Below are 20357 nucleotides of genomic sequence, written 5' to 3' on the forward strand. Positions count from 1 at the left end.
GACTGCAATAATACTTTTTATGGATGTAATTTTAATGTGAAATTCTATCATTAATAAATTAAAAATTACAGATTAATAATAAGGATGTGAACATGAAATATACTTTTGATATTGTAGGAGTCTCTCCAGTTTTAAACTTTTTTAATCACCAACAAAAAACATTACAAAAACCACAATATAAAGGAGTAGAATACATAGCAACACATATGTGTACTTTAGATGCATTGATAGAATCTGTGGAACCAGTACCGCAAAAATGGGGTTGGGACAAAGATGAAGTTGTGGGTACAGTCATAGATTTTTGGATGAATAACTCAGATAGTATTCGTTATTGGAAAGTACGTTTAAATGATGCTGGTAAAGAAAATTTACTAGTGGCAAGAGTTGCAGATGTTATAGCGTTAAAAGCTGAATTGGAATATTTATTAGGTGAATAGTTATAGATAACGTAGTAGAAGTGAATTTTTAGGATGATTAGCTTATAAGTGATAATTGAGTTTTTTTAACATTTAAAATTGCTAGAACTATGCCCTATCAAAATATCAGTGATTTACCAGATTCTATCAAAGAACATCTACCCAAGCACGCTCAAGAAATTTTTCTAGCTGCTTTTAATAGTGCTGAAAAAGAATACAATTCTGAAGAAAGTGCTTTCCGTGTTGCCTGGAGTGCAGTAAAAAGAGATTACGAAAAAGGTGAAGATGGACAATGGCGTCAAAAGCCAGAATAAAAAATTTATATCTTAACTGGTTTAGGGCAGGAAGCCATAGGTGGAGTGTACTAAACTAGTAGAAATTAAGGTAAATAAAGATTAAATTATTCAATAAATGTAGATTAGGTTAGCGAAGCATAAACCACCATTTTTGGGAGAGTTGATGGTGCGTTACGGACTATCGTCCTAACGCACGCTAAAAAAACACTGCTGTGTAGGCTTACAGTCTGTAGAGTAGAAGAGGGTTTTAGATTTAGATTTGGTATTAAAAGCTACGGTTGGGCATCAGAGCAAGAAATTGCTCATATTCATCAATTCGCATGATTAGTACTACTGTAGCGAACCCTTGTCCCTGCCCACAATAACTTCTCCCGCAGTGTCTGATAATACGAATTATTTTCCCGCAAAATAATAAACTTAGCCCGACATTCTGCCATGCGCACATCAACGCGATGTCCAGGCCAAATTGAAGTAGCTAATACCCCATCCATCCACAATTTTGTACTCAAATCGTAATCTCCCAAAGGCCAAATACTTACAACTGAGCCAGGGGGTAAAACGACGGGGCGGTTAGAAAGACTCATCGGACAAATGGGAGTAATGGTAATGGCTTCCATACCATCATGTATAATTGGGCCATTAGCAGAAACCGTGTAGCCAGTAGAACCAGTGGGAGTCGCGACTATTAACCCGTCTCCTACGTATTGATCGACTACCTCGCCATCAATTTCCATTTCTAGAATTGAGGTAATCATGCGATCGGCAGAAGCGGGTTTAACACACATTTCATTCAAAGCGAGATAGCGTTCGCTCACGGGTTCTAAATTACTACCATGCCCTTCATACACCCCAGCTTGCACCATCATCCGCCTTTGGATAGCGTAGCGATCCTCCAAAAGTCTATCCCAAACTTTTTCTGTATCTTGAAACTCATCCACTGATTCAGTTAAAAACCCCAGGTGTCCTCCTACATTCACTCCTAGAATGGGGATGCCAGCTGGGGCTAAATGTCTTGCACCAGTTAAAACAGTGCCATCACCACCAAGCACCAAAGCCAGATCTATTGGTTGCCCTGCCGAAGCCAAAAACACTGGATAAGGGTTATCTTTTGGCCCGCTTGGCCCCATTAGAACCTGGCATTGGCGATTCTCTAGTTGTTTCGCACAAGTTTCTGCCCAGCGTTTGCTTTGAGCGTCTCTTGCTTTGTAAGCAATAATTACCTGCTTGAGATCCACAGTGTTACCATTTGAGGAGATTAAACTGCTCCATATCGACAGTATCGCGGTTACGATAGATTGCTAGCACGATCGCCAAACCCACCGCCGCTTCAGCTGCCGCTACGGTGATCACAAATACAGTGAAAACCTGACCTTTGATCGCTGTTGAATCCAGGAAGTTGGAAAAAGCCATTAAGTTCAAATTCACAGCATTAAGCAGCAACTCAATTGACATTAATACTCGCACAGCATTGCGGCTGGTAATCAAGCCATAGATGCCAATGCAGAACAAAGCGGCTGCTAGTAATAAAAAGTACTCAAGCTGCATAATAACTGTATCCCTACTGAATTTTTCCCTGAAAGATGCTTGTTGCTAATAGTTAATCATTAATTGTTCATTGCCATTAACCATTGACCATTAACTATTATTCGTTGTCGCTTCCTGCCGATATTAGTTCTCTGGGGCGTTCTGGTAATGTCAAAACAGTTTGCGGCAGTTCGGATGGAGCCGCTTCTGGTAGATATTCGCGACGTGCCAGAATAATTGCACCCACCATTGCCATTAATAACAGAACGGAAGCAACTTCAAAAGGCAGCAAAAAGTCACTGAAGAAATGCTGCCCAATCACAACAATCGGATCTCCTACAGGAATAGCAGTAGAACGAGACCAAGGCGTTGCCAACACCATTGTACTCAGCAGCGCAAATAATCCTAAACTCACCACAGCTGTGAGGGCTTTACGCACCCAAGCAGTGGGAAAGGGAGAAAAATCCTGCCGTTTATTTACCAACATAATGGCAAACAATATCAGCACGTTCACCGCGCCAACATAAATTAACAGTTGTGCGGCTGCTACAAAATCAGCATTCAATAGGAGATACATCCCAGAAATGCTGGCAAAAACACCAGCCAGCAAAAAGGCAGAATGAACGACATTAGAGAACAGCACCACACCTAGTGCCGATCCGATCATCATTACAGCCAATACACCAAACGAAACAACCTGTACTCCTTCGGCTAAATTCACTGTTTTTTTCCTTTGCTATCTGTTAATTGCTAGATTGCTAATAGCTAATTGTGTCATTGCCAGTGTTCTATTAGCTATTAACTATTAGCTTTTCTCCACCAGATCTTCTGGACGAGCACCTGGACGAGGCGCATCAGCTGGTAAATCGTGGGGATCCATAATACCTTTAGGCAGGTATACCAATTCGCGCAAAGGTGTCACCATTGGGTCATTTGTAACTTTGTAAGGTAAACGACCCAACGCCACGTTATCGTAGTTCAATTCGTGGCGATCATAGGTGGAAAGCTCATATTCTTCTGTCATTGACAAACAGTTAGTTGGGCAATATTCCACACAGTTGCCGCAGAAGATACAAACGCCAAAGTCGATACTGTAGTGTTTGAGCTTTTTCTTTTTACTGGTTTTATCAAATTCCCAATCTACTACAGGCAGGTTGATCGGACAAACCCTGACACAGACTTCGCAGGCGATGCACTTATCATACTCAAAGTGAATCCTACCGCGAAATCTTTCGCCAGGAATTAGTTTCTCGTAAGGGTATTGTACAGTTACCGGACGCCGCCGCATATGATCAAAAGTCACAGAAAGTCCCTGACCTATATAGCGGCTGGCTTGCACCGCTTCCTTAGCATAATCACCAACTTGTTTGAAGAACTTTAGCATCGTGTCTCTCTCTTTAACTAAAAATTGCTGATAGCTAATTGCTAAAACAGCAAAAACACTATTAGCAATTAGCTATTAACTATTAACCACCAAAGGCGACGGGAAAAGCCAATTTCAAGGCTGCGGTTAATAGTAAATTCACCAACCCAACTGGTAATAAGAACTTCCATCCTAAATCTAGCAATTGGTCGATCCGAACGCGGGGAACCGTCCAGCGCAATAAAATTGCTACAAATACTAGCAGATAGGCTTTCAGTACGGTCATGGTGATGCCCAATGAGGCGGTGATAATTTGCAGAACTGGATTGGCTTCACTGACTCCAAACCAGTTAGCTAAAACGTCAATGGGAATTGGAAAATCCCAACCGCCTAAGTATAAAACTGATACCAGTAATGCTGAAAGTACTAAGTTGACGTAGGAACTTAGGTAGAACAGAGCGAATTTCATGCCAGAATATTCAGTCTGGTAACCTGCCACCAGTTCCTCTTCTGCTTCTGGTAAGTCAAAGGGTAGTCGTTCACATTCGGCAAGGGCAGAGATCCAAAAAATGAGAAACCCTACTGGTTGTCGCCAAATGTTCCACCCCAAGATGCCGTAGCCTGATTGCTGATCGACAATATCAACGGTGCTAAGACTATTGGACATCATAGCGATCGCTAGTACCGCTAGCGCCAAAGGAATTTCATAGCTAATGGATTGTGCTGCTGCCCGCAAGCCACCCAATAAGGAGTATTTGTTATTGGATGCGTAGCCTGCCATTAACAAGCCAATTGGCTGAATGCTAGACAATGCAATCCACAAAAATACGCCCATGCCAACATTCGTAATTACCAAATTCTGTCCAAATGGCACGATTAAATAAGACAGAAACACTGGTAATACAACAATGATGGGGCCAAGGGTAAACAATAAGGGGTCAGATTTGGCTGGCACGATATCTTCTTTAAAAACCAGCTTTAGACCGTCTGCCACAGGAGCCAGCAAACCCAAAGGGCCAATGTATTCAGGACCAATCCGCTGCTGTGCTGCTGCCGAAATCTTCCGTTCTAGCCATACACAAGTTAGTACTCCCACCGTCGCACCAATAATCATTAGGATCATTGGCAGTGGCATCCAAATCGCTTTGGCTAAGTCACCTGGCAGTCCCAAATCCATGAGGGACTCAATAAAAGTTCCTTGCAGATCAATTCCTGAATTCATGTTTGTTGCTCTTGAAGTCAACTCAAGACAGAAGTTTGAAGTTATGAAGTATGAATTGTGAAGTATGAATGTATTACTGTTTATTGAGTTCTTGCTAGTAACAAGCTGCCCTCACAAGTGTCTACATTCTTGCTCCTTCATCTTTGATCTCACCCTTCATGGTTGATTTCATCCTTCATCTTTTGCTTTTCATGGTTGTTTACAACTATCTACAACTTGTTAATAACTGTAAATTTACCCATCAATTATTTCTGCCCATACCAGGCAAAATTTAAGATTTTTTGCAATTCCCCATGCTTAGTATATCGTTGGATGGCTTATGCCCCTATGAGTTTGATGAGAATTTCTACTTATGGTATGAATTGAGATTTGCTAACAGAGGGATTGGGGACTAGGGATCGGGGATTGGGTAACGGGTAAAGGAGACACGGAAGGGGAAAAGGATTTGAGGAAGTTTGGGGAGGTGAGGAAGTGATAAGAGTAAATTCTTCCCCATCTTCCCTATCTCCCTCATCTCTTGCTCTCCCCCTCTTTCTAGCCTAAGCGCCTCTAGCCCATAACCCTAACGTTGGTCGATGGGAGCGTAAGCAATACCGTGCCGACCGTTGTAAACCTGAGTAGGACGGAAAATCCGGTTTTCTTCTAGCTGTTCTTTCCAGTGTGCCAGCCAACCTGCGACACGGGCGATCGCAAATATTGGTGTAAATAAGTCTGTGGGAATGCCCAGCTTTCTATACACTAAACCGGAATAAAAGTCAACGTTAGGATAAATGCCTTTTTGACCGAGTTTTTCCTCTACAACCCGTTCCAACTCAATAGCGATGTCATAGTATTTGTCATGTCCAAATTTTGCAAACAGTTTTTCTGCTAAGTTTTGCAAAATTGTCGCTCGCGGATCTTTGACTTTATAGACACGATGTCCGAAGCCCATAATCTTGGCTTTACGTTGTAAGCGATCTTCTAGATAGGGACGCACATTCTCGACAGAGCCAATTTCTTCCAACATCAAGATTACTTCTTCGTTAGCTCCTCCATGCAGTGGCCCTCCTAAGGTACCAACTGCACTCGCCACTACAGCATATGGATCGGTCAGAGTAGAAGCTGTTACCCTGGCACTAAAGGTAGAAGCATTCATTGTATGTTCTGCGTGTAATATCAAGCAGACATCAAAAATCCTTGCCGCCAAAGGATCGGGTTCTTTCTCATTGAGCATATAAAGAAAGTTAGCAGCATAATCTAAATCGTCATTGGGACGTACAGGATCGTTGCCTTTTCGCATCAATTGGAATGCTGCAACCATTGTGGGAATAGTTGCTAACAAGCGAACTACTGCATCCCGGATATAAACGGGATTATCTAAGTCGCGGCGCGAATAAAACAATCCTAAAGCCGCAGCAGAGGCTTGTAGGGCATCCATAGGGTGACCACTTTCTGGAAAAGATTTCATCATGTCACGAATCCGGTACTTGATTCGCCTGTGATGAAGAATTTCATCCTCAAACGCTGCTAATTCTTCTGCTGTAGGCAACTCACCCCAAATTAAAAGATAAGCAGTTTCCAGAAATGTGCTTTTTTCTGCTAGTTCTTCAATCCGGATGCCACGATACTCTAATAATCCTTTTTGCCCATCGACATAGCTGATACCGGATTGGGCGGCAGGAATGCCTTCCAAACCAGGCTTGTATTCGCACACCATCATGGCAACACCATCTGATTTTTAAAGATTTGTTCAGGCTAACTTACCAGAAATTATTGTCGCCATAACAGTATCCGTTATCACACAAATTCTTGATTGAATTGTGGAAAAACTGTTAAAGCAAGTACTTGGGTGGTGTCAACCAAAACATCTGACAACTACCCAAAACAGAGCCTGTTTCTGGTACCCTTAACCCGATCATACCCGCTTTTTTTAGCACGAAACGTTCCTTTACTTCTCCCCAAAGGAGAATTTCTGCCCAATTACTCAAACAAGGCTCGTGTCCTACCAATGCTAGTTGGCTATTAGGCGCAAAATTCTTGGGTTTAAACCAATCTTCAAGCCAACTATTTATAGCACCACCAGGAGCAAGATGAGTACATTCCTCTATTTGAGAACTCAATCCGGCTACTATGAGGATATCTGCTGTTTGTCGTGCTCTGACTAAAGGACTGGTGGCAATTACATCAAAGCTAAAACCTAATTTTTTCAATCGTTGGGCAACTTTTTCGGTTTTTTGCCGTCCCTCCTTAGTTAGTTGCCTTTGTTCATCTGTGATATCCTTGGTTGCCTCTTCGGCAATGCCGTGACGGATTAAATACAGTTCCACTTTAGGTTACAGGTTATAGGTTATGGGTTACAGCCTACAGGTTACAGATTATGGGTTATGGATTTATGAAATTCCCCTGTTCCCTGTTCTCTGTCCCCTGTACCTTTTACTCTGATTGAATCGGGTTGTCTCTGGGGTTAACCAATCTTAAAAGTTTTTGCTTAATTTGAGCATCGAAGACTTCCCATTTCATTTTTGCATAAGCGGAATTCTCGTTACCGCCTGATAAGAAACCCATCGGAATTTCAAAACCACCAGCACTTGTACGTCCGCCACCGAAAAAGCGTCCGCTACTGTCTTGTCCAAAAGCTTCTTTGATAAACTCGTCCGGATCGAGGGTAAGTTTAGTAGTTCTTAAGGAACCTATGACTACTTCAAATTCGTCATCTTCGTCGTGAACGATACCGTAAACTACAGCAGTATGGACGTTTTCTTCTGTAACAAGAAAATCTGCTGCTTGAGGGATGGCATCTCGATCGTCGTAGCGCAAATAGCCAACACCAGCAATGGAAAAGTTATTTTGCACGATGCGGTTCTTTAGCGATCGCTCAATTACATCCATTACCCGTTTGGAACGGTTTGCCTGGAGTATGGCGTTAAGTAGTTGAACGTCGTAAAACCGACTCAGGTAGGCTGCTGCTAGAAAATCTTCTTCTTTTGCTTGCATCAGAAGATTTGTATCAGAGCGCAAACCATGCATCAAAGCAGTAGCGCACTTGACGTGTTGATTGATGGTGCTATCTAAAGGCAGCAATCCTGTCTGCAAATATTGAGTAAAAATTGTTGCTGTTGCTCGTACACCCGGACGGATATCTACAAACTCTGATTTTAGATCTCCTTGGGAACTGTGATGGTCAATAACTGCCACTAATGGAATTCCTGCCTGCTCTACTACTGGTACTAGTTGAGAGGTAGTTCCTTGATTATCAATTAAGACAAAACCTTGATATGAGGACAAATCTTTACTTTTGAGGTTTTGTAGTGGGCAACGTTGGGCAGGTAAACCAGTTAGCTTCACCAAGGCAATATTTTCTTGGTGACTGAGTGTACCAGCATAAATAATCTCGCATTTGATATCGTACTGTTGAGCAATTAATTGGTATGCCCAAGCTGAGGAAAGAGCATCCGGGTCTGGAAAATCTTGTAGAATCAAAATCTGGCGCTCTTGCCGATGGGAGAGCATGGTTTGGCGCAATTCCTCTGACTTTTGTATTGCTACAGAATTGGTGCGCTGACCATTACTTCCTTCACCTGTAAAAGTTCCAACAGACTGTTTGGCAAAGGGAGCTTCAAGGGCTTCTCTGTCTATTCCCCCATCATCTGGAGTCGGTTCTGGAGTCAGATCTGTTGTCAACGGTAATCTCTCAAGCTGAGTAAGGGAAGAATTAAACTGCATATGATAAATGTATTATCTGTGTGAGGCTTTGTGGATTCAAATAGAAAAAATACAACCAGCGATTCACTGATTCTGATTTCGCCACACACCTTAGATCTTTGCAAAAATATAGAAGCGTGGAAATGTATATGTAGGTGTATTTTTTGTCAAGGAATATGTTCTTCAATATTTCCAAGGAAACACTCTATTATTTTGCCGTCTCTAAAATTGAGAAAATTTAATTATACATACTTCTCAATCCATTACTGTGTGGTATAATGGTGAGACTGCTTAAAAATTGCTGTGATTTTTGCGAGTTTATACTCCAGCCGTCATAGCATGGAGTAAATCTTTCACAACAGCTGCTAATTATGCTAAATCCTACATCTTGCAATGGTACAGTAGCAAGATTTGGAATTTGCTACCTATGTCATTGAATTTTATAAATATCAAAGTCCTATAACATATTTCTGCCACTCTTCATGCATACCACTTTTTAGATGTTTGCTGACCTCAAAGTAGAGACTGCTATAAGGTCGGCGGGGAGAATGACGTAAGAGCATATGTGCTTCGTGGGGTGTACGGCTGCCTTTTTTGACATTGCAGCGGACACAGGCTGTTACAATGTTCTCCCAACTATCTCCTCCTCCACGCGATCGCGGTATGACATGGTCTAAAGTCAACTCATCTCCCGTGTAACCGCAGTATTGGCAAGTATGCCCGTCTCGGTGCAATATATTTCGACGCGTCAGAGGAATCTCTTTATAAGGCACCCGCACATAATGGCGTAACCGAATTACAGTTGGAAGCGGAAATTCAGCGTAAAGAAATTTACCGTTATGTTCTACGCGCTCTGCTTTGCCTTTAATTAACAAAACTGCAGCGCGACGCCAGCTCGTAATATTGAGCGGTTCGTAAGAGGCGTTTAAGACTAAAACCTTCCCCATTGATAATCGCTCAGGCCTTTTATTTTACATATATTAACACAAATGTAACCTGCTTAGGCTATGAAAATAAATTATACTTCAGCTGAAATTGGGAAGTAGAGCTATGAGATGGCGACTTGTAAGTACTTTTCTGTGTGTGAAAGGGACTAGGACGCATGAAGAGGAAGGGGAAGGTGGAGATGGGGAAACAAAGGAACTGATCGCCGCTTTGTGTTGATAAATGTCACCCCATGCTCTTGTGCCAACTCCAACAAGAAGGTTAAACTTCCTGATTAATCTATCCAGAGTAGCTGATAGTGGCACGAATAAGTAAATAATCTGGAAGCTAATCGGTGGTGTGAAGGAGTAAATCAAATGCTAAGTCATGAGCAAAGTTCGGGTGTGGCTGCTCAACAGTGCGACACATATGCTTGGTTTTCGCAACGTGCTTGGGTGGAAATAGATTTGGCAGCGTTATCGCATAATGTACAGCAACTACGGCGGTTCCTATCATCGCGTACCCAACTCATGGCTGTAGTGAAAGCCGATGCCTATGGACATGGATCTGTTACAGTTGCTCAAACCGCATTACAGTCAGGGGCAAGTTGGCTCGGTGTGGCTACAGTTCCAGAAGGAATTCAATTACGAGAAGCTGGTATTAAAGCTCCAATTTTGATTTTAGGCGCGACTCATACCCCAGAACAAATTCATGCGATCGCCCACTGGAAACTTCAGCCGACAATATGCAGCCCCAAGCAAGCCTTGATTTTTTCTGACATCCTAGAAGCGATTAACTACAGCTCTGCCGTACCTGTACACATCAAATTAGATACGGGAATGTCGCGCTTGGGAACGAATTGGCAACAAGCAGCAGAGTTTGTACAGCTAGTGCAGCGATTACCGCATCTGAAGATAGCTAGTATTTATTCCCATCTGGCAACAGCAGATAGTCCTGATCGGGCTGTGATGAAGCTACAGCATCAAAGATTTCGACAAGCGATCGCCCAAATCAAAGCATTAGGCATAAAACCTCCTTGTCTGCACTTGGCAAATTCAGCAGCTGCCCTCAGCGATAAGGCATTACACTACGATATGGTGCGGGTGGGTTTAGCTGTCTACGGACTTTATCCAGCAGATTATTTGCGATCGCGTATTGATCTCCAACCAGTTTTACAAGTTAGGGCAAGAGTTACGCAAGTCAAAACTATTGCTGCTGGAACTGGTGTAAGCTACGGACATCAATTTGTTGCTCCCCATGAACTCCGCATTGCTGTAGTTGGAATTGGTTATGCTGATGGCGTGCCGCGCAATCTTTCTAATAAAATGCAAGCCATAGTGCGCGGTCAAAAGGTAGCGCAGCTCGGTGCTATTACAATGGATCAGCTAATGATAGATGTTAGTGCCATACCAGATTTACAAGAAGGTGAAATAGTAACTTTATTGGGACAAGAAGGAAAACAACAAATTTCTGCTGACGATTGGGCAAATGAACTAAATACTATTTCTTGGGAAATTCTGTGCGGATTTAAGCATCGCTTGCCTCGTGTGGCAGTAATGTGAAGGGCTAGGGGCGCTTGAAGAGGATAAGGGCAGGGGAACGCGGGGATGGGGAGGCTGGGGAGAGAACTGCCAACCAATAACCAATGACTAATAAACATTTTCCTGTTCCCTATTCCCTACTTATTGCCAAAGAAGATTTGTTATGATAAGCTTATAGATCGTGACGCGGATGTGGCGGAATTGGCAGACGCGCTAGATTTAGGTTCTAGTACCGCAAGGTGTGAAGGTTCAAGTCCTTTCATCCGCATGAGTTAAAGCAAAGTATTTGTTTGCGATCGCTTCTCGTTTGAAAAGCAAGTGACGCTTGAAGGATTTTGTTTGTGGCAAACATTTAATTGCTTTTTTAACGCCTATTTTGGCAACATAAATTACTATTGGAGTTGCCAAGGCTACATACAGGAAGATTACCACTTGCTGCTAGCGTGGCGATCGCAGCTGTAAATACTCCTATGATCAATTCGTTAAATTCTTCCTGACAGATGATTGTGCTGAGTTTTTGGGCTAATTTCTCTAAATAATTTGAATCTGCTTCTGCTTTTAAGCCGAATTTTGCGTCAGTTGTTTTAACAGCAATTAACTTTGCTGCTTCTTCAAGATTTCCCTCACACTCTTCTATATCATCCAATGCTACTCAAGCCTCTGGACTGTTCGCCAACTGGCTGCGAAACTGAGTAATCTCCTCTAATGTAACAATAATCATTCAATAGTTTTAAGCAGTAATTACACGAAACGCTAAATAATTCTACATCTAATACTTAATCTAGAGATGTGGCAAAAAATTGCGCTCGCTCGCTTGATTGAAGAGAATGCGATCGCACCTATCTCAAATATAATTAATTTCAGTATTATTACCGTTGCAATTATAATTTTTTACTACAAAGTGAATAACATAATTTAGTTTTTACATTTTTTATCACCTTTTCTCAGAGAATATTTGTCAATTTCGGTGCAACGTAAGTAAAATAACTGCTACTTACCAGTTCACTGAAATTTTCTTGCCTTGATATCAAATTACTACTTACTACGTTTGAGTTTAGTCACATAGAGAATAATCACTATTTGTATTTAAAAATACAAACAAAATTAATTTAATCGAATTCTATTGTGGGAAAGTTCTGCACAAACACAGCTTAGACTTATCCAATTGAGCAACAGACACAAGCAAAATGAGCACAAGTCCTATAGGTAGCTACAGGTTTTTCCAAAAACTGCATCCCCTATCTCTGTTAGCACAACTAACTAGCAGGCGAGCTACAGGCTATTTAAGTATATTTACTGAAGAAGCTTATTGGTCTATTTATTTAGAAGAAGGAAAACTTACATACGCTTCCTATTCGGATAAACTGTTTGAGCGATTGGATCATCACTTACAACTATTAAGTCAACAAATTCCGACTCTTTCGAGTGCAAATCGTGTACAGATGCGACTCACATTTGATACTAAAAGTGAAAATCAGTCGATATCACAGCCAGATTATCTAGCTATATGTTGGTTAGTAAATCAGGATTATATCACTCCTCCCCAAGCAGCAATCTTGATAGATGAATTAGCAAAAGAGGTGTTGCTATCATTTTTGGCATTAAAACAAGGAAGCTATGAATTTCATCACGAAACACCCATAGATGAACTACCAAAGTTTTGTTGTTTGGATTTGCGATCACTAGTAGAACATTGTCAAAAACAACTACAAGTTCGACAAGAGCGAGAGTTAACCTTTCCTATTCAGAACAAGTCACAAGTTTTGCCTGCGCAAATAAAATCTTTTCATACTGAGACAAAATCCCAAATTACATCTGAGCCACAGTTAGCGACAACGACAGATTTTGACTATCTAGAAGATAGCGATCGCCAATTATCCCAACCACCTACTAGCAAAAATCTCTATAAAGTTGCTTGTATTGATGACAGTCTCACTGTCTTGCATTCTATCAGGAGTTTTTTAGACGAAAATACATTTGCTGTAGTGATGATTAACGATCCAGTGAAGGCTCTAATGCAAATTCTCCGCAGCAAACCTGACTTAATTTTACTAGATGTAGAAATGCCAAATTTAGATGGTTACGAGCTATGTTCTTTGTTAAGACGGCATTCAAGTTTTAAGAATACACCAATAATTATGGTAACTGGTAGAACAGGATTTATAGATAGAGCTAAGGCAACAATGGTAAGAGCATCAGGCTATTTAACCAAGCCTTTTACACAGCCAGATTTGTTAAAAATGGTATTTAAACACCTTAATTAATAGCAAATATCAAAGCCAACCAAATTTAGTTATTTGAGGAGATTTAAAAGTGAGCCTGACTTTGCTTAGTACTATTTTGGTTGTGGAAGATTCTCCGAGTGAGTTAGAACTAATTAGCCACTATTTAAAAGAGAGTGGTTATAACGTCATTAAAGCTGCTGGAGCAAAAGAAGCTTTAGAAAAAGCTGTGTCACAACAACTAGATGCGATTGTTACTGATGTAGTGATGCCAGAAATGAGCGGTTTTGAGTTGTGTCGTTCCTTGAAAAAAAATCCGTTAACTCAAAAAGTACCAATTGTAATTTGTAGTTTTAAAAATCAGGAAATAGATCGTTTGTGGGCAAGAAGACAAGGTGCTGATGCCTATATCACTAAACCTTACACTCGCGATCAGCTTTTGCATACTATTAAATCTGTAGTGAATTTAATCAATGAGTAGTTCAAAACTTACATTAGCTTTACAGTCAAACAATCGCAACATAGGAGATGGCTATCTTAAGTTTCAACTCAATCAACAGGTTGCTGGTGTTTTGTCAGTTAAATATACGCAAGAAGCAATTGTTGTACCTGTTGAATCTGTAACCTCGATGCCAAATATGCCCGCATGCATACTAGGATTAATGAATTGGCGAAGCCGTATAGTCTGGCTCATCGATTTGCCAAGGATGTTCAATCTAGAATCTTTGGATCACCAGTTTCGGCAGTACAACATTATTATTATTCGAGTCGAATCAGTGATTTTGGGTTTAGTTGTGCAAGAGGTAAAAGGTACAACAAAATTCCAACCTGAAGAGATTTGCTCTCCCATTGGGCAAGTAGCCTCAAGTCTAGTTCCTTATTTATGTGGGTGCATTGTTCAACAACAAGAAATATTTTTGGTATTAGATGCACAGGCAATTGCGCAATCTTCTGTTTTACGGAGTAATTAGGAATTGCTACTAGAAAAGGGAATTTTGAGGATTAAGAGCCAGCTATTTATAGGAATTTCTTTATGTTTAATAAAGCAGATGCAGCTAAAAATAATAATGTGCAAAAGCAAGAACCGATGATTTCACCACTACAGGTGAAAGATAGTATGTTACCACTTCCTAGTTTGCGTATTCAGGATGCAACTACTCGAAATTCTTCTTTGCATCGGGGTATTGCGGCTTGTCAGCGACTGAGCTTGAATAAGAAAGTAACCCTGTTTGCGATCGCTATTAGTACGTTACCGATTTTGGGGCTGGGGGTACTTATATATCAATTTACTAGTCAATCTCTCACCAACAACATTAGCAAGGCTCAAGAAACAGAACTCAATACCTTAACAGATAAGATTAATCGTTTCATGTTTGAACGACATGGAGATATTCAGCTACTATCTAATCTACCAATTCTAGGTAATTTATCATTTAGATCTGAAAGAGAAAAACAAGCTTTGCTGGATAAATTAGTAGAAAATTATAAATTCTACAGCAATATTTATATTTTTAACCGTGAAGGTAAATTAGTAGCTCAATCTTCAGGAAAATCTCTACAAAGTCCTCAAAATCAATCCTATTTTCAAAGTGTTTTAAAAGATGATGTAGTAGCGATCGCCCAACCAACAGCAAACAATATTTATATTGTTGCACCTGTCAAACATAAGTTTACGGATGAAACTATTGGCGTGATAGTAGCACAGATGCCTGTAAAGAATATAGAAGAATTAACAGAACAAGTCAAGAAAAGAAATAATTTAAATTACTACTTAATTAATGATGTAAGTAAAATTTTTGCAGCTTCAAAGCAGGCAGAAGTAGATAAAAATATTCAAAAGGAATTTCCGATTTTTGACAAACTAGATACAGCCGGAAAGGTAGTTACTCAGACAGCTTTTAATCCTCAAACTAAGTCTGAAAACCTAATTTCTTTTACTCGCTTAGAACAATTACCAGGTATACCCAATCTTAGCTGGGGAGTTATGCTTTCGGCTGATGCAGCAACTGTATTTGCACCCCGAAGACAACTGTTTTGGAAGATTGCAAGTGCTACGGCACTGACAGCATTAATTACGGCGGCGATCGCAGCCTGGTTTGCCAAACGTTTTACAGAACCAATATTGAAGGCAACAGCAAAGGTAGCTCAATTTAGTCAAGGTGAACAAAATCGCCATATCACCTCAAACGAAAAAGATGAGCTAGGGATTTTAAATGCAAATATTAATCACATGGCAGCGCAACTAGAAACCCTACTCAAAGAGCAAGAAAAAGATATCGAACAAACACAATTACTGACAGATATTACCTTACGTATTCGCTCTCACCTAAAAACAGAGGATATTTGTAAAACAGCAGCGAGAGAGGTTCGACAAGCACTAAAAGCAGATCGAGTACTTATTTACGAATTAAGTTCTGATACCGAGAATGGTGAAATAATTTATGAATCTGTGAATGCAATTTATCCAAAAATTTTGGGAGTACCAATTGATGATACTTGTTTTTGGGAACGTCATTTAGATATTTCTCAAAATATTCAAGTGCAGGCGATCGCTGATATTTATCAAGAGCCAAATTTGCAGGATATCGACGCTGACATCAAAATTTTAGAAAAATTTGCTGTCAAAGCCAGCTTGATTGCACCGATTGTTTATCAGCAAAAGCCGATCGCTTTAATAATTGCCCATCAGTGCGCTCATCCCCGATATTGGCAAAAGACAGAAATTGATTTATTTAAACACCTAGCAATAGAAATTAGCTATGCTCTTGAGCAGGCAGGGCTACTAGAAGAAATAGAGCAAGTAAGAGCGATCGCCCAAACATCTTCTACCAAAGAACGAGAAGACAAACAAGCCCTGCATACACAACTACTAAACCTGCTCAAATATGCAGAAGATGCAGCCAGTGGCGATTTGAGCGTACGGGCTGAAGTTAGCGCTGGTGAAATCGGCACCGTTGCTGACTTTTTCAATTCCATAGTAGAAAGTTTGCGCGAGATTGTCATACAAGTCAAATTGACTGCCACTCAAGTTAATCAGGCGATCGGTGCTAACTCTGGAGCCATTCGTCAACTAGCCCAAGAAGCACAAACACAAGCTGTAGAAGTTGATCGTACTCTTGATGCTGTCGAGCAAATGACGCAAGCGATTCAAGCAGCAGCCCAAAACGCCCAGCAAGCTGCCGTAATTGTCGAAAATGCTGCTCAAACAGCCACAAAAAGCGGACAAGCAATGGATTTGACAGTACAAAATATATTACACCTGCGGGAAACCGTTAGTGAAACCACCAAGAAAGTCAAACGTTTGGGAGAATCTACGCAACAAATTAGCCGTGTGGTGGCATTAATTAACCAGATTTCCATGCAAACTAACTTGTTAGCAATCAATGCCGGTATTGAAGCAGCACGTGCAGGTGAAGAAGCCCAAGGATTTGTTGTTGTTGCAGAAGAAGTAGGCGAGTTGGCAACGCGATCGGCAGCAGCAACCAAAGAAATTGAACAAATTGTCGATACTATCCAGCGCGAAACCAGCGAAGTGGTTCAAGCTATGGAAGTAGGAACAACCCAAGTAATGGCAGGCACTTCTGTTGTCGAAGCCGCTAAAAGCAGCCTCAGCCAAATATTAGAAGTTTCACAGCAAATCGACGACTTGGTGCAATCAATTTCTGTTGCTACAGTTTCTGGAGTGGAAACATCGCAAACTGTCAGTGAACTAATGAAACAAATCGCCGCTATTTCCAAGCGTACTAGTGACTCTTCTTTGCAAGTTTCTGAAGCTCTCCAAGAAACTGTGCATATTTCCCAACAATTACAAGAAACCGTCGGCACATTTAAAGTCTGTTAGTTGTGTTTTCTTCTTCCTTCTGCCATCTGCCTCTCCGCAGTCGCTACAATGCGGGGAACCCGCGCAACGCGCTGCTCTCTGCCCTCCTGCCTTTTACTCAAGAACAAAAATCATGTCACAGTACAAAGAATTTGAAATCCAGATGCAGTTTCTGGAGGAAGCAACAGATTACTTAAATACTTTAGAAGGAATATTACTGGAAATTGAGAGCAACAACCGCATTGCTCCGGAAAAAATCAATGCCGCGCTTCGAGCTACTCATTCCATTAAAGGTGGCGCAGCGATGATGGGATTCCACGAAATCGCTGATTTAGCACATCGTCTCGAAGATTCCTTTAAAGTCTTAAAGACTCAAAAAAATTCTCTAGAGCTTGACACAGAATTACAAAGTTTACTGCTGTCTGGAGTTGATTGGTTGCGTCAAATTGTGGAATTGCACTCCCAGGGCAATGCTATAGACGGGCAGTGGTTAACCACCTTTTGTTATCCAGTTTTTGCAGATCTACATCAGCGTTTGGGCGATCCCATTCCTGAGGATGCTACGAGTATGCTGTCACCAGAAGATGATGGACAAAATATTATCCCTCTACTATTTGAAACTGAGGTAGAGGGGTGTTTGCAGCGTTTAGAAGCTATGCTGGCAGAAGGTGAACAGTCTACTCTCAAAGAAGAAGTTGTGAGTATGGCAGCAGAGTTGGGTGGTTTGGGCGAAATGCTGCAAATAGAAGCTTTTATGCAGTTGTGTGAATCAGTCACGAATCGCTTAGAAACTGCTCATCCTTCCCAAATTGTCGAAATTGCCCGTGCTGCACTTTTAATGTGGAGGCGATCGCAAGCATTAGTACTTGCTAATCAATGCTCTTGCTTGCCAACACAAATAGAGCTAGATGATTTTGTCTGTGTAGCAGAACAATCGTCAACAGATGAAACACAACCAATAGAAGCAGCGAACGATTTCCTGCAACCAGAATTTACAGCACAAGCTTGGGTAGAAGAAGAAATTATCACCACAGAGTTTGATGCGTTAGTGGCAAAATTTACCAATCATAGCAATTCTGAGGCTGATTTTGCTGCTAACATTTCCAGCACAGATTACAAATTAGTTGAACATAAACGAGAAATAAATAATACTAATAAAGACCGTGATAATTCGGAAAATACAGTCAGAGTTCCGAGTAAACAGCTAGAGCAGATTAATGATCTATTCTCCGAACTCATTATACAGCGCAATGGGTTGAACTTGCACTTAGAAAGATTGCGCAAGTTGGTTCGTACTCTAAATCAAAGAGTACAAGTGCTGGAGCGAGAAAATCAAGAATTACGTACAGCCTATGACAGAATAGCTACTCAAGTTATCATGCCATCTGATGCTTCATCGTGGACGTTGGCAGATGGTGGCAATTCTTCGCAGACACAAGACAGAGAAAGTCGGTTTAATGTCTTAGAAATGGATCGCCATAACGAATTAAACCTGCTGTCTCAGGAAGTTATGGAAACCATTGTGCAGGTGCAAGAAGTCACAGCCGATATTCAACTCAGTCTCGAAGATACAGATCAGATTGCGAGAAAGCAAAATAAAACATCAAAGCAATTACAAAGAAAACTTACACAGATACGGATGCGCCCACTATCCGATATTGTTGATCGCTTTCCCAGGGCTTTACGCGAATTGTGTGTGGAGTACGGCAAAAATGTACATCTCAAAATCGATGGTGCTAACACCTTAATTGAACGCGGTATCTTGGAAGCTTTGAATGAGCCGTTAATGCATTTGATGCGAAATGCCTTCGATCACGGGATCGAAGATGCTGCAACGCGCCGTGCCTGTGGTAAGTCAGAACAAGGATTGATTGAAATTACAGCACTTCACCAAGGTAATCGCACAATTATTACTGTCAGAGATGATGGACGCGGCATTTGTTTAGAAAAAATTCGCGATCGCGCCCTAGCGATGGGATTAGATGCAACTCTTATGGCACAAGCAAGCGACGAAGAATTATTATCCCTGATTTTTGAGCCAGGATTTACTACCTCTGACCAAGTTACAACATTATCCGGGCGCGGTGTCGGCATGGATGTAGTTCACAGTAACCTCAAACAAATCCAAGGAGATATAAACATTGATACTGCTGCGGGAGTAGGAACTACTTTTATCCTGTCAGTGCCGTTTACCATCTCAGTGGCACGAGTGCTATTGGTAGAAAGCAATCAGATGCTGTTGGCTTTCCCCACAGACGCCATTTTGGAAATATTTTTACTAGAAAACGAGTATGTGTTGTCAATGGCAAACGGCGAAGCGATCAACTGGCAAGGAAGCATAGTGCCATTAATTCGCCTCAATCGTTACTTGCAATTTAATTGTCCCCGCTACGATCATCCCAGCCTTGAAACTCCTCCAGCAATTAACGCTACCAGCGTACTCATCGTTGGAGATAGTAATCAACCAGTGGCAGTACAAATAGAGCGTTGTTGGGGTGAAGTGGAAGTTGCAATCCGCCAAGTTGAGGGTAATATTCCTCTACCTGCTGGCTTTAGCAATTGTACGATTCTCAGTGATGGTAGAGTCGTCGCCTTAATGAATATAAATGAGTTACTACATACTCATGCCACTAATGAGCGTACTAGAAGCAATCAATTACCACCAACAAAATTAAAAACAGTTTTTCTCAATTCTGCTGACGAGCAGCCAACAGCAGCACCACAAGAATCAAAAGGTACTATCTTAATTGTTGATGACTCAATTAATGTTCGGCGTTTTTTATCTCTGACTTTAGAAAAAGGAGGCTATCAAGTCGAGCAAGCTAAAGACGGGCAAGATGCCTTAGATAAGCTAGAAAATGGCTTGAAGATTAATGCTGTGATTTGTGATATCGAAATGCCTCGCGTAGATGGTTATGGCTTTTTAGGGCGTGTCCAATCAAACGATGAATTAAAATACATACCAGTTGCCATGCTAACTTCGCGCAGCAGCGACAAGCATCGGCAACTAGCTATGCAATTGGGTGCTAGAGCTTACTTCTCCAAACCTTATAACGAGCAAGAATTACTGCGAACTTTAGAGGAAATTATTTTTTCTGTGTCAGGAGCGACTAATAATTAATACCAATGCGTGGATTTTGGATTAAAAGCATTGATTAATAGCCTATTCCAGAATTTTGAAACAAGACTCCGCCTGCCAACCTGGTATAACAGCTAGTCTTTCTCAAAGGGAACAGACACCAGATCAGCACTTTATTCAGGATGGCTGCAACAGCAACAAGCCTCGCTACGTGCGTCTAGGCTGCCAGTAAAAATCTGGAGTATTTTTGCCCTCTCTGTGTATGCTAG

At 41.2% G+C, this 20357-nt stretch carries 19 protein-coding genes and 1 tRNA gene; 10 read left to right on the forward strand and 10 right to left on the reverse strand.

Features of this window, described 5'->3' with window-relative positions; all coding sequences use genetic code 11:
• Positions 1 to 92 precede the first annotated feature (92 nt).
• Together QUB80_RS07935 and QUB80_RS07940 are read left to right on the forward strand one after the other, a co-directional pair.
• Positions 93 to 437, forward strand: a complete 345-nt coding sequence (locus tag QUB80_RS07935) for a YlmC/YmxH family sporulation protein (protein ID WP_289788964.1) — start codon at positions 93 to 95, stop codon at positions 435 to 437.
• Between the two features lie 89 nt (positions 438 to 526).
• Positions 527 to 730 (forward strand): ChaB family protein, encoded by a 204-nt coding sequence (locus tag QUB80_RS07940; RefSeq protein ID WP_289788965.1) that lies wholly within the window; start codon positions 527 to 529, stop codon positions 728 to 730.
• A gap of 293 nt (positions 731 to 1023) precedes the next feature.
• Here the strand turns inward: QUB80_RS07940 and QUB80_RS07945 are convergent, their stop codons facing one another.
• The 9 genes from QUB80_RS07945 to QUB80_RS07985 form a co-directional block, all read right to left on the reverse strand.
• On the reverse strand, positions 1024 to 1947 hold the full coding sequence (locus QUB80_RS07945; RefSeq protein ID WP_289788966.1) for an NAD(+) kinase: 924 nt from the start codon (positions 1945 to 1947) through the stop codon (positions 1024 to 1026).
• Positions 1948 to 1951: 4 nt separating this feature from the next.
• Positions 1952 to 2257 (reverse strand): NADH-quinone oxidoreductase subunit NuoK, encoded by a 306-nt coding sequence (gene nuoK / locus QUB80_RS07950; RefSeq protein WP_016878223.1) that lies wholly within the window; start codon positions 2255 to 2257, stop codon positions 1952 to 1954.
• Between the two features lie 97 nt (positions 2258 to 2354).
• The gene (locus QUB80_RS07955) at positions 2355 to 2957 is read right to left on the reverse strand and encodes an NADH-quinone oxidoreductase subunit J (protein ID WP_289788967.1); all 603 of its coding nucleotides are present in this window, start codon (positions 2955 to 2957) and stop codon (positions 2355 to 2357) included.
• 84 nt (positions 2958 to 3041) lie between these two features.
• Entirely contained in the window at positions 3042 to 3620 is a 579-nt protein-coding gene (gene ndhI, locus QUB80_RS07960; RefSeq protein ID WP_289788968.1) for an NAD(P)H-quinone oxidoreductase subunit I, read from the reverse strand.
• Between the two features lie 82 nt (positions 3621 to 3702).
• Positions 3703 to 4821, reverse strand: a complete 1119-nt coding sequence (gene nuoH / locus QUB80_RS07965) for an NADH-quinone oxidoreductase subunit NuoH (RefSeq protein ID WP_289788969.1) — start codon at positions 4819 to 4821, stop codon at positions 3703 to 3705.
• A 562-nt stretch (positions 4822 to 5383) separates the two neighbouring features.
• Positions 5384 to 6520 carry a citrate synthase gene (locus QUB80_RS07970; RefSeq protein WP_289788970.1) on the reverse strand — a complete coding sequence of 379 codons (1137 nt, stop codon included), beginning with the start codon at positions 6518 to 6520 and terminating at the stop codon, positions 5384 to 5386.
• Positions 6521 to 6632: 112 nt separating this feature from the next.
• Positions 6633 to 7127, reverse strand: coding sequence for a phosphohistidine phosphatase SixA (gene sixA, locus QUB80_RS07975; RefSeq protein ID WP_289788971.1), 495 nt, complete (start codon positions 7125 to 7127; stop codon positions 6633 to 6635).
• A gap of 106 nt (positions 7128 to 7233) precedes the next feature.
• Positions 7234 to 8523 (reverse strand): DHH family phosphoesterase, encoded by a 1290-nt coding sequence (locus tag QUB80_RS07980; protein WP_289788972.1) that lies wholly within the window; start codon positions 8521 to 8523, stop codon positions 7234 to 7236.
• A gap of 428 nt (positions 8524 to 8951) precedes the next feature.
• A complete protein-coding gene (locus QUB80_RS07985; RefSeq protein ID WP_016878216.1) occupies positions 8952 to 9449 on the reverse strand; it encodes an HNH endonuclease in 498 nt (165 codons plus the stop codon).
• A gap of 354 nt (positions 9450 to 9803) precedes the next feature.
• On the opposite strand from QUB80_RS07985, the gene alr reads away from it, so the two are divergent.
• Both alr and QUB80_RS07995 read left to right on the forward strand, forming a co-directional pair.
• Positions 9804 to 10988, forward strand: coding sequence for an alanine racemase (gene alr, locus QUB80_RS07990; protein ID WP_289788973.1), 1185 nt, complete (start codon positions 9804 to 9806; stop codon positions 10986 to 10988).
• Positions 10989 to 11153: 165 nt separating this feature from the next.
• Positions 11154 to 11235, forward strand: a tRNA-Leu gene (locus QUB80_RS07995).
• A gap of 96 nt (positions 11236 to 11331) precedes the next feature.
• Here QUB80_RS07995 and QUB80_RS08000 read toward each other — a convergent pair.
• Positions 11332 to 11613: a hypothetical protein gene (locus QUB80_RS08000; protein ID WP_289788974.1), complete on the reverse strand. Its 282-nt coding sequence runs from the start codon at positions 11611 to 11613 to the stop codon at positions 11332 to 11334.
• 541 nt (positions 11614 to 12154) lie between these two features.
• On the opposite strand from QUB80_RS08000, the gene QUB80_RS08005 reads away from it, so the two are divergent.
• The 6 genes from QUB80_RS08005 to QUB80_RS08030 all read left to right on the forward strand — a co-directional run bounded on the left by QUB80_RS08005 (position 12155) and on the right by QUB80_RS08030 (position 20320).
• On the forward strand, positions 12155 to 13231 hold the full coding sequence (locus QUB80_RS08005) for a response regulator (RefSeq protein ID WP_289788975.1): 1077 nt from the start codon (positions 12155 to 12157) through the stop codon (positions 13229 to 13231).
• A gap of 49 nt (positions 13232 to 13280) precedes the next feature.
• On the forward strand, positions 13281 to 13670 hold the full coding sequence (locus QUB80_RS08010) for a response regulator (RefSeq protein ID WP_289788976.1): 390 nt from the start codon (positions 13281 to 13283) through the stop codon (positions 13668 to 13670).
• Positions 13663 to 14160 carry a chemotaxis protein CheW gene (locus QUB80_RS08015; RefSeq protein ID WP_289788977.1) on the forward strand — a complete coding sequence of 166 codons (498 nt, stop codon included), beginning with the start codon at positions 13663 to 13665 and terminating at the stop codon, positions 14158 to 14160. The genes QUB80_RS08010 and QUB80_RS08015 overlap by 8 nt, the downstream gene beginning before the upstream one ends.
• 62 nt (positions 14161 to 14222) lie before the next feature.
• Positions 14223 to 17030: a methyl-accepting chemotaxis protein gene (locus QUB80_RS08020; protein WP_289788978.1), complete on the forward strand. Its 2808-nt coding sequence runs from the start codon at positions 14223 to 14225 to the stop codon at positions 17028 to 17030.
• Between the two features lie 112 nt (positions 17031 to 17142).
• Positions 17143 to 20130 carry a hybrid sensor histidine kinase/response regulator gene (locus tag QUB80_RS08025; protein WP_289788979.1) on the forward strand — a complete coding sequence of 996 codons (2988 nt, stop codon included), beginning with the start codon at positions 17143 to 17145 and terminating at the stop codon, positions 20128 to 20130.
• Positions 20131 to 20185: 55 nt separating this feature from the next.
• Entirely contained in the window at positions 20186 to 20320 is a 135-nt protein-coding gene (locus QUB80_RS08030; RefSeq protein WP_289788980.1) for a hypothetical protein, read from the forward strand.
• Positions 20321 to 20357: the final 37 nt, after the last annotated feature.

The sequence above is a fragment of the Chlorogloeopsis sp. ULAP01 genome (assembly GCF_030381805.1).
Taxonomy (GTDB): Bacteria; Cyanobacteriota; Cyanobacteriia; order Cyanobacteriales; family Nostocaceae; genus Chlorogloeopsis.

Bases quoted from the DNA above. Each gene is read 5' to 3' on its own strand.
- QUB80_RS07935 (WP_289788964.1), top strand. From the start codon at position 93: ATGAAATATACTTTTGATATTGTAGGAGTCTCTCCAGTTTTAAACTTT.
- QUB80_RS07940 (WP_289788965.1), top strand. From the start codon at position 527: ATGCCCTATCAAAATATCAGTGATTTACCAGATTCTATCAAAGAACAT.
- nuoK (WP_016878223.1), bottom strand. From the start codon at position 2,257: ATGCAGCTTGAGTACTTTTTATTACTAGCAGCCGCTTTGTTCTGCATT.
- ndhI (WP_289788968.1), bottom strand. From the start codon at position 3,620: ATGCTAAAGTTCTTCAAACAAGTTGGTGATTATGCTAAGGAAGCGGTG.
- nuoH (WP_289788969.1), bottom strand. From the start codon at position 4,821: ATGAATTCAGGAATTGATCTGCAAGGAACTTTTATTGAGTCCCTCATG.
- QUB80_RS07970 (WP_289788970.1), bottom strand. From the start codon at position 6,520: ATGATGGTGTGCGAATACAAGCCTGGTTTGGAAGGCATTCCTGCCGCC.
- QUB80_RS07980 (WP_289788972.1), bottom strand. From the start codon at position 8,523: ATGCAGTTTAATTCTTCCCTTACTCAGCTTGAGAGATTACCGTTGACA.
- QUB80_RS07985 (WP_016878216.1), bottom strand. From the start codon at position 9,449: ATGGGGAAGGTTTTAGTCTTAAACGCCTCTTACGAACCGCTCAATATT.
- alr (WP_289788973.1), top strand. From the start codon at position 9,804: ATGCTAAGTCATGAGCAAAGTTCGGGTGTGGCTGCTCAACAGTGCGAC.
- QUB80_RS08005 (WP_289788975.1), top strand. From the start codon at position 12,155: ATGAGCACAAGTCCTATAGGTAGCTACAGGTTTTTCCAAAAACTGCAT.
- QUB80_RS08015 (WP_289788977.1), top strand. From the start codon at position 13,663: ATGAGTAGTTCAAAACTTACATTAGCTTTACAGTCAAACAATCGCAAC.
- QUB80_RS08020 (WP_289788978.1), top strand. From the start codon at position 14,223: ATGTTTAATAAAGCAGATGCAGCTAAAAATAATAATGTGCAAAAGCAA.
- QUB80_RS08025 (WP_289788979.1), top strand. From the start codon at position 17,143: ATGTCACAGTACAAAGAATTTGAAATCCAGATGCAGTTTCTGGAGGAA.